Source organism: Neisseria perflava, from assembly GCF_024170405.1.
Taxonomy (GTDB): domain Bacteria; phylum Pseudomonadota; class Gammaproteobacteria; order Burkholderiales; family Neisseriaceae; genus Neisseria; species Neisseria perflava_B.
On record NZ_JALJYC010000046.1, the window covers coordinates 1 to 7,139 of the forward strand.

At 42.0% G+C, this 7,139-nt stretch carries 9 protein-coding genes and 1 pseudogene; all 10 read left to right on the forward strand.

What is annotated here, in order from left to right; all coding sequences use genetic code 11:
- The first annotated feature begins 150 nt into the window (after positions 1 to 150).
- Complete coding sequence (locus J2T37_RS11275; protein ID WP_253355962.1) at positions 151 to 372, forward strand: hypothetical protein; 222 nt, start codon at positions 151 to 153, stop codon at positions 370 to 372.
- Between the two features lie 2 nt (positions 373 to 374).
- Positions 375 to 1,757 (forward strand): replication initiation factor domain-containing protein, encoded by a 1,383-nt coding sequence (locus J2T37_RS11280; protein WP_253355963.1) that lies wholly within the window; start codon positions 375 to 377, stop codon positions 1,755 to 1,757.
- The gene (locus tag J2T37_RS11285) at positions 1,754 to 1,894 is read left to right on the forward strand and encodes a hypothetical protein (RefSeq protein WP_253355964.1); all 141 of its coding nucleotides are present in this window, start codon (positions 1,754 to 1,756) and stop codon (positions 1,892 to 1,894) included. Before J2T37_RS11280 ends, J2T37_RS11285 begins: the two co-directional genes overlap by 4 nt.
- 251 nt (positions 1,895 to 2,145) lie before the next feature.
- Complete coding sequence (locus J2T37_RS11290; RefSeq protein ID WP_253355965.1) at positions 2,146 to 2,358, forward strand: major capsid protein; 213 nt, start codon at positions 2,146 to 2,148, stop codon at positions 2,356 to 2,358.
- A gap of 9 nt (positions 2,359 to 2,367) precedes the next feature.
- Positions 2,368 to 2,643, forward strand: coding sequence for a hypothetical protein (locus tag J2T37_RS11295; protein ID WP_253355966.1), 276 nt, complete (start codon positions 2,368 to 2,370; stop codon positions 2,641 to 2,643).
- A 124-nt stretch (positions 2,644 to 2,767) separates the two neighbouring features.
- Positions 2,768 to 3,073, forward strand: coding sequence for a hypothetical protein (locus tag J2T37_RS11300; protein ID WP_253355967.1), 306 nt, complete (start codon positions 2,768 to 2,770; stop codon positions 3,071 to 3,073).
- A 75-nt stretch (positions 3,074 to 3,148) separates the two neighbouring features.
- Positions 3,149 to 4,468 (forward strand): IgG-binding virulence factor TspB family protein, encoded by a 1,320-nt coding sequence (locus J2T37_RS11305; protein ID WP_253355968.1) that lies wholly within the window; start codon positions 3,149 to 3,151, stop codon positions 4,466 to 4,468.
- The gene (locus tag J2T37_RS11310) at positions 4,468 to 4,752 is read left to right on the forward strand and encodes a DUF2523 domain-containing protein (protein ID WP_253355969.1); all 285 of its coding nucleotides are present in this window, start codon (positions 4,468 to 4,470) and stop codon (positions 4,750 to 4,752) included. The genes J2T37_RS11305 and J2T37_RS11310 overlap by 1 nt, the downstream gene beginning before the upstream one ends.
- A 9-nt stretch (positions 4,753 to 4,761) precedes the next feature.
- Positions 4,762 to 5,938: pseudogene (locus J2T37_RS11315) on the forward strand (zonular occludens toxin domain-containing protein).
- A gap of 220 nt (positions 5,939 to 6,158) precedes the next feature.
- A partial coding sequence (locus J2T37_RS11320; RefSeq protein WP_253355970.1) for an IS110 family transposase occupies positions 6,159 to 7,139 on the forward strand: 981 nt, incomplete at its 3' end.

Here is a 7,139-nt window from a genome sequence, read left to right on the forward strand (position 1 = left end):
AAGGCCGTCTGAAATCACTCCCGTTTCAGACGGCCTTATATATTTAAAGCTCCTAAAAGGGGCATTTCAAACGGTATCTTGAGCCGAGTAGCTCGTATCACACCGTAAGGCTGATAGCCCCTTCAATTTAAAGTTGTAGGGGCTTTAATTATGGCAAACGAAATCACACGTATTTTATCAATTTCAACAGATTCAAAGCGTATAGAAGTCAACAAACATTCTATTAAAGACGCATCTCAAGAAATCATCTTATACAAAAACAACCGCCTTTATTGCACGATTTGGACAGTTCCCCGTTTTACAGACGGCATTATTAAAGAATTTTTATCGACAGGACAAATTGCAAATTTCACAGGCTTAATGGTGGTGTAAAGATGACAAACGCAAACAATACCCAAGTAGAACGTAGTGAGGAACTGAAAACAGCGGCGGCGGATTTATGTCCGCCTTGCGGACAGGAAGCCGCCGCTGTTCAGAGTACCCCCACTAGTAACACGGGGGGACTGGTAAGCGAAGCATACAGCACGTATGTGGTAGCGGGTGGCAAGTTGAAAGAAGTCCCGTTAAAACGTGGTGTATCAACAGCCGCTTTTGTCGATACCCTGACCTTTACCGTACATGAAGATGTTTTTGTCCGTCCTGACCAACTCGGCACAGAAGAAGAAATTACTGCAAACGTATCTGCCGAACTTGAAGAAATCATGGGGTACGGCTTATTTTGCCACCAAACAGGGCGTAACGGTTATGAAACCTCTTACAAGATGGGAAACGAAACCGTCAATTACGGATTTGTCGCTCTCGGTGGAAACCGCCAACGCCAAACTATCTGCTTTTACTTTACCGGGGAAGGTTTGGTAGCTGCAAAAGAAGGCTGGGAAGTCCGTTTATACAACTATTTCAAGACCTATGCACCGTTCGCAAAAATCACACGTTGCGATTTAGCTCACGATTTCTTAGACGGCGAATATACCCCCGAACAAGCAAAAAAAGATTGGGAAAACGGTTTATATACAGCTCGTCAAAGCTGTCCAGTCGCCGAATGTGTCGGAAGTGACTGGCTCAAAGACGAAGGCCGCGGCAAAACCTTTTATATCGGAAGCCGTAAAAACAGTTCTCGCTTTGCCCGTATCTACGAAAAAGGCAAACAGTTAGGCGATAAAGACAGCCGTTGGGTACGTGTCGAACTTGAAATGAAAAACAGGGACATCCTTATCCCGCATGAAGTTTTAATTGAACCAGGTCGTTTTTTAACAGGTGCATACCCTGTGTTTGAAGTCTTATTCGAACAATACCAAGAAACAGCCTTCAAAGCGGAAAAAGTAAAAAAGGTTCAGGACTTGGGGCATGAACATGTCCTTAAATATGCCTCCATGCAAGTATCCCCCGCCATCAAGATGTTGATGGAAATGGGCTTTAGTGACAGCCAAATAGTAGAAACATTACTTAACCCAAAAGCAAAACTGCCCAAACGCCTTGTGCCGGAAGCATTCGATTGTTCGTATCTAAATGTAGCGTTTATCCATGAACATAAACGACTGCCATATAGCGAAGCAGAGTTGTTGGAAAAATTCAGTAATGAACTGAATCCGCCAAAACGAATGACTCATAGAACCTATGATCAGTATTTAGAAGCCAAGACCCGCTATGAAGGGGAAAGCATTATCGGTCTGAACCGAAACCGAAGCTATGAAGAATATATGTATGACCGCTATTTACGGAATGGCATTTTAAATCTAAACGAAAGGAAAACGACATGAAAGCAAGTTTGCGTAAAGTGAAATGGAATAAAGGCGTTGTACAAGATACAGGTCGGGAATACGACTACACCCGTATCTATATCGAAGCACCTATTTGGGACGGTTCATCAAATGAATTTGGCTTAGACACCATTTAACTTGAATATGGTAACGAAGAAGCCCATAAAAATCTGTTCCATCTTAAAGGCAAATTGCCGGTAGATATTGAAGTTGAATATATCGACATGGTTAAAGGCAATGACGTTTTGAAAGTCGTGCAAAGCCTGAAAGTTCTGACACCGCAAGTTTCGGCAACACCGAAACCGTAACCGAATTCAGGCTACGGGGGTGGCTTGAATTCCCCTACATTAAAGCCCCCAAATTCGTCTTATTTTTAAAGGAAAACATCATGAAATTTATGAATACCTGCCGTAAATACGGCGCAAAAGCCGCAGTAGCAGCTCCTTTGGCTCTGGCAACGCAAGCTTATGCAGCATTGCCTGATGATGCAAAATCAGGCATTGAAGCCGCAAAAACCGATGGCTTGGAAGCAGGATGGTTGGTTGTCGGCGTATTTGCCTCTCTTTTCGTTATCGCCATCGTGAAACGTCTGTTGCGCTAAGGCCATAACATGTACTACCAAGTTGGAAACCAATGTTTAGAGCAAAGCCAAGCCGAAAACGTGTATTTCAGCTTGGTAGTACCTACCGTAACCGAAGACGGCAGGATATTAAAACCTGAATATAACGGAACAGGTTGGCAGCTTGACGGCCAAGTTATCAAAGCAGATTTACCGCAATGCAGCCCTGAAGAGAATTTAAAAGACGGTTTGGAAACAGGTTGGCTGATATTTGGCGTAATGGCAGCGTGTTACGTGATTATCGTTGTGAAAAGAATGCTCAGATGATAGATTTTTATTTTTTACTGGGTTTGGCCGTGCCGGTCATCATAGGCATGATGATTTTTAAAGATTGAAAAACATGTTAAATTCCCATTTCGGATAACACAGTTGACGAAGTGAGGAATTTAAGATGATTTGGGATATTTATAAGGGTTTCCGCCTGTATCTTTTAATGCGGGTTGTGTTGGATATCTTAGATATTTATCCGGCTCGAAAATATATATTTTGGCTTGTTTTATGTGTGGCTATTTTTGAAATAGTAAGAATTTTCATAAATAGAAACAATGATGAACCAGATGAAGATATTTTTATTGAAACACCTATAAATCCTAAAGGCTCGCCACCTGATTTTGATTCCGTTCAATTCATGAAAGATTTGAACGAATTCAATTTGAAGCAAAAAGAAAAAATACGGGTAAAAAGGAAAAATGAATAAGTTATTTTTTTAAGCGGTCTTTTACTTTGTTCTTCATTTGCTTTTGCTGAACTAAATGTATCAAAAAGCGGTAAAGTGACTTATAAAAAACAGTCTGTTGCTCATTGGTATTCTAGTGGTTGGTCAAAAAGTGCAATTTCAGATAGTGCTTACAGAAACTTTCAAACTCAGGCAATGAAGGTCAGATATGAAAAGGCATTGTCGGCTTCATCTGTTCCAGTAGGTCTTGAAGCGGGTGTTTCAAGAGCAACCGTTCTAAAAAACTTATTCAGTAATTTTAAAAAATTCCGCTTTGGTGGCGGTTTTTGGACTTGGGCGGCTTTTACCGCTGTCGGTTTCGCTATTGATAAACTCCTAGAAGACGACGGCTACACCTATTCCGATTCAGGCAACAACTACACCAAAAATTATGCTTGTACAGTCAAAGCCAAATATCGTACGACGGTCTATGAAACCTTAGGCGTGTCCGATTCTGAATGCTCACGCGAATTAGGTTCAGCCATTGGTACTTATCTTTGTCAGAAGCATTTTTCTTGGAGTGGATATACTTTTTCAGGATTTAATACAAGTAACGGAAATTGTGAATTTTCTAAAGGAAGTGATGTAAGGTCAAAAGGTAATATCACTTTTACCAAAAATCCCATAACAACCACACTTCAAGATGAAACCCTAGAAAGAATTATCGGCAAAGCCTTAGACAACGCAACAAGTACCGCTCTAGACAAATATATTCAAGCAACCGCCGATGAAAACGGCGATATTCCCGGTCTGGACATGACTATTTCCGTCCCTGCTGGAACAGTCGTTACCATCGGCCCATATACCGACACAGACGGAAAAGTTAAACAAGCCACGATTACGTTCCAGCAAAGCGAAAGCGGAGAGACAACCGCCGATGTACAGGAAGAAGAACGTCCTGATTTAACGCCAAACAGCGAAGAAGCGCCGTCAGTAGAGCCGGAAGAAGAAACCGGCACCGGGTCGGGCAGTGAAACCGGAACAGGTACGGGAACGGGTAGCAGTACTGGAACGTCTACCGGAACAGATACCGGCACTTCAACCCGCACTGAAACCCAGCCGCAGGAACAAAGTTTTTTATGTGATTTATTTCCCGACATTCTTGCTTGCCAAAAAATGGGCGAACCATCAGAAGAAACATTTGAAGAGATAAGTATTCCGCAAGCAACTGATGATACAACATGGAAGCCTGATAGCTTTTTAGCTCCTAATGGCGTATGCCCGCAACCTAAGTCATTTAGCGTATGGGGTAAATCAGTTGAAATAAGCTACGAGCCTTTATGTGTATTGATGGAACAAGTCCGCTTTGCCGTTTTACTCGCATTCATTGTCATTTCTGCCTATATTTCATTTGGCGGATTAAGGAGTAAAGACTAATGCCTGCCGCTTTAATACCACTTATCGGCATATTGCTGAAACTTCTGGTTGTTAGAATTATTATTGCAACCGGTATGACCTTTGTAACTTATACCGGCTATATAGTTGCCTTAGATACCTTCAAAGACTACATCAGCCAAGCTATGGCCTCAATGCCCGATGATATTCTTCAGTTATTGCTGATTGGTGGATTCGGTCAAGGACTTGGATATTTGTTTGGTGCATTTTCATTTCGAATCAGTATGAGCGCATTAAACAAATTGACATTTGTTTTACCGAAATAAGGGGAAAACATGATTTATCTGTTTACCGGAAATATGGGTACCGGCAAAACCTCGCGTGTTGTATCCATGATTTTAAACAATGAAGACGGTTTGTTTAAAATGAAGCTCGAAGACGGTACGGAGGTTGATAGACCACTATATTTTTGTCACATCGACGGCTTGGATAAACGTAAGTTTAACTCCCACGAGTTGACAGAAGAGCAAATTATGGAAGCCCCGTTGCGTGATGTAATCCCGCAAGGTGCAGTATTAATTGTAGATGAAGCACACTATACCTATCCAGTCCGTTCTGCCGGTCGTCCTGTGCCTCCTTACATTCAAGAATTAACTGAACTCCGACATCACGGCCATACGGTTATTTTAATGACACAGCACCCAAGCCAATTAGACGTATTTGTCCGCAATTTGGTTTCAAAACATGTTCATCTTGAGCGTAAAGCAGTCGGAATGAAGCAGTATTGGTGGTACAAGTGCGTAACCAGTTTAGACAATCCGGCCGGTGTCAGCGGCGTGGAATCTGCAAGTTGGAAACCGCCTAAAGAAGCATTTAAATATTACAAATCTTCCAGCCAACACCAAAAATTTAAGAAAAAAGTCCCCTTGGTAATATGGGCGTTAATTGCAATTTTGGGGTTTGTCGGTTGGAAGGCATACACCATGTACAATTTGTATAAAGAAGGTACGCAGACAACAGAACAGGTTGCAGATGTTCAAGCAACACCGGAAAGCAACATAGCAGAAAAATAATCAAGGCATTAATGGGAATAGTTCCCCTAATGGCAATCTAAAACCATCCGATTTTGTACCGACATTGGCCGAGCGTCCCGAATCAAAACCTATTTATGACAGTGTCCGTCAGGTCAAAACCTATGAGCGCATAGCAGCTTGTATTTCCGGCGGCAAAAGTGGATGTACTTGTTACAGCGATCAAGCAACGCCGTTGAAAGAAATCACTAAGGCTATGTGTGAGAAGTACGCCAAAGATGGCATACCATTCAACCCATATAAAGAGCCGGAAACGCAAAACATGGCCAAAGCGCAGGCACAGCACCAAACGGCAGATTCAGACGGCCAGCCGTCCCAAATCGTATCACTCGGCGGCAAGAGCCAACAGAATCTGATGTATGACAACCTAGTATCCCGTGACAGTTTCGGTACGCAAAACGGGGCAAAAGTTGGGGGATAGACAATATCGCTGCTTTTTTCGGGTTGATAACGCTTTAGCGGAATCGACCCGAAAAAAGCAGCACGGGGGTTCAGGGAACACCCCGACAGTTCAAACCATACGATACCGCCAAATAAACGGCCTGCCTGATAGCCTAATCAAGATTGGTACGTATGGTTTTCTTTATTTGTAATTCATTACGGTATCTTGGGCATTCAGCCCGTATAAATAAGGTTTGAGGATGGTTTATTTGGGATCAGATGTATCAAAATCAACGATAGATTGCTACATTCTGAGTGATGAAAAATCAGAACATTTCAAGATAGAAAACAATTCAGACGGCCTTAACAAACTACTTGAACAATTCAAACACCAAGACCTGTCAAAAATCCATGCCTGCTGTGAATCAACAGGCATTTATTATTTGAAAGTTGCCGAATTTCTGTACAGTTATCAGATTAAAATCAGCGTGGTAAACCCATTAGTCATCAAAAATTATGCACGTTTAAAACTGTCACGGATTAAAACTGACAAGCAGGATTCGAAGTTGATAGCGGAATACTGTCAAAATCAGAAGCCGAAGCTATGGCAACCTGACAGCCCTTTAAAACAGCAAATTCGCAGTTTGAACCGCAGAGCGGATCAACTAAACAGTTTGCTGGTAATGGAAAAGAACCGTCATCAGGTAGCGGATGATTGCGTTAAATTATCTATTGAGGAAACAATAGGCTTTTTAACCGAACAGATACAATCCGTTAAAAGACAAATTCAGGATTTGATAGACAACAATACTGATTTGAAACAAAAACAGGGCATATTGGAAACAATACCGGGTATCGGCAAAACTACGGCTGCATGGTTATTGTCGGTATTGGTTGATTTGAACAAGTTTCCCAACGCCAAGCACTTTGTAAGCTATCTTGGTCTGACACCGGTTATTAAAGAATCCGGGACAAGTGTAAGAGGGTTATCTGTCATATCGAAAATGGGGGATAGGGCTGTAAGGAAAGCCCTATATATGCCTGCGCGTTCGGTTTGTACCCGCTCCAAGCTTTGGCGGCCTTGGTATGAGCAAAAACTTGAAGCGGGGAAACATCCAAAGGAAATTTATGTAGCCATGATGAAAAAAATATGTATTTATGCCTACACCTGCTTACAGAAAAATCAGCCTTTTGATGAAAATTTACATAAGCGGCTTACAAGTGAATACGGTATCTTGATT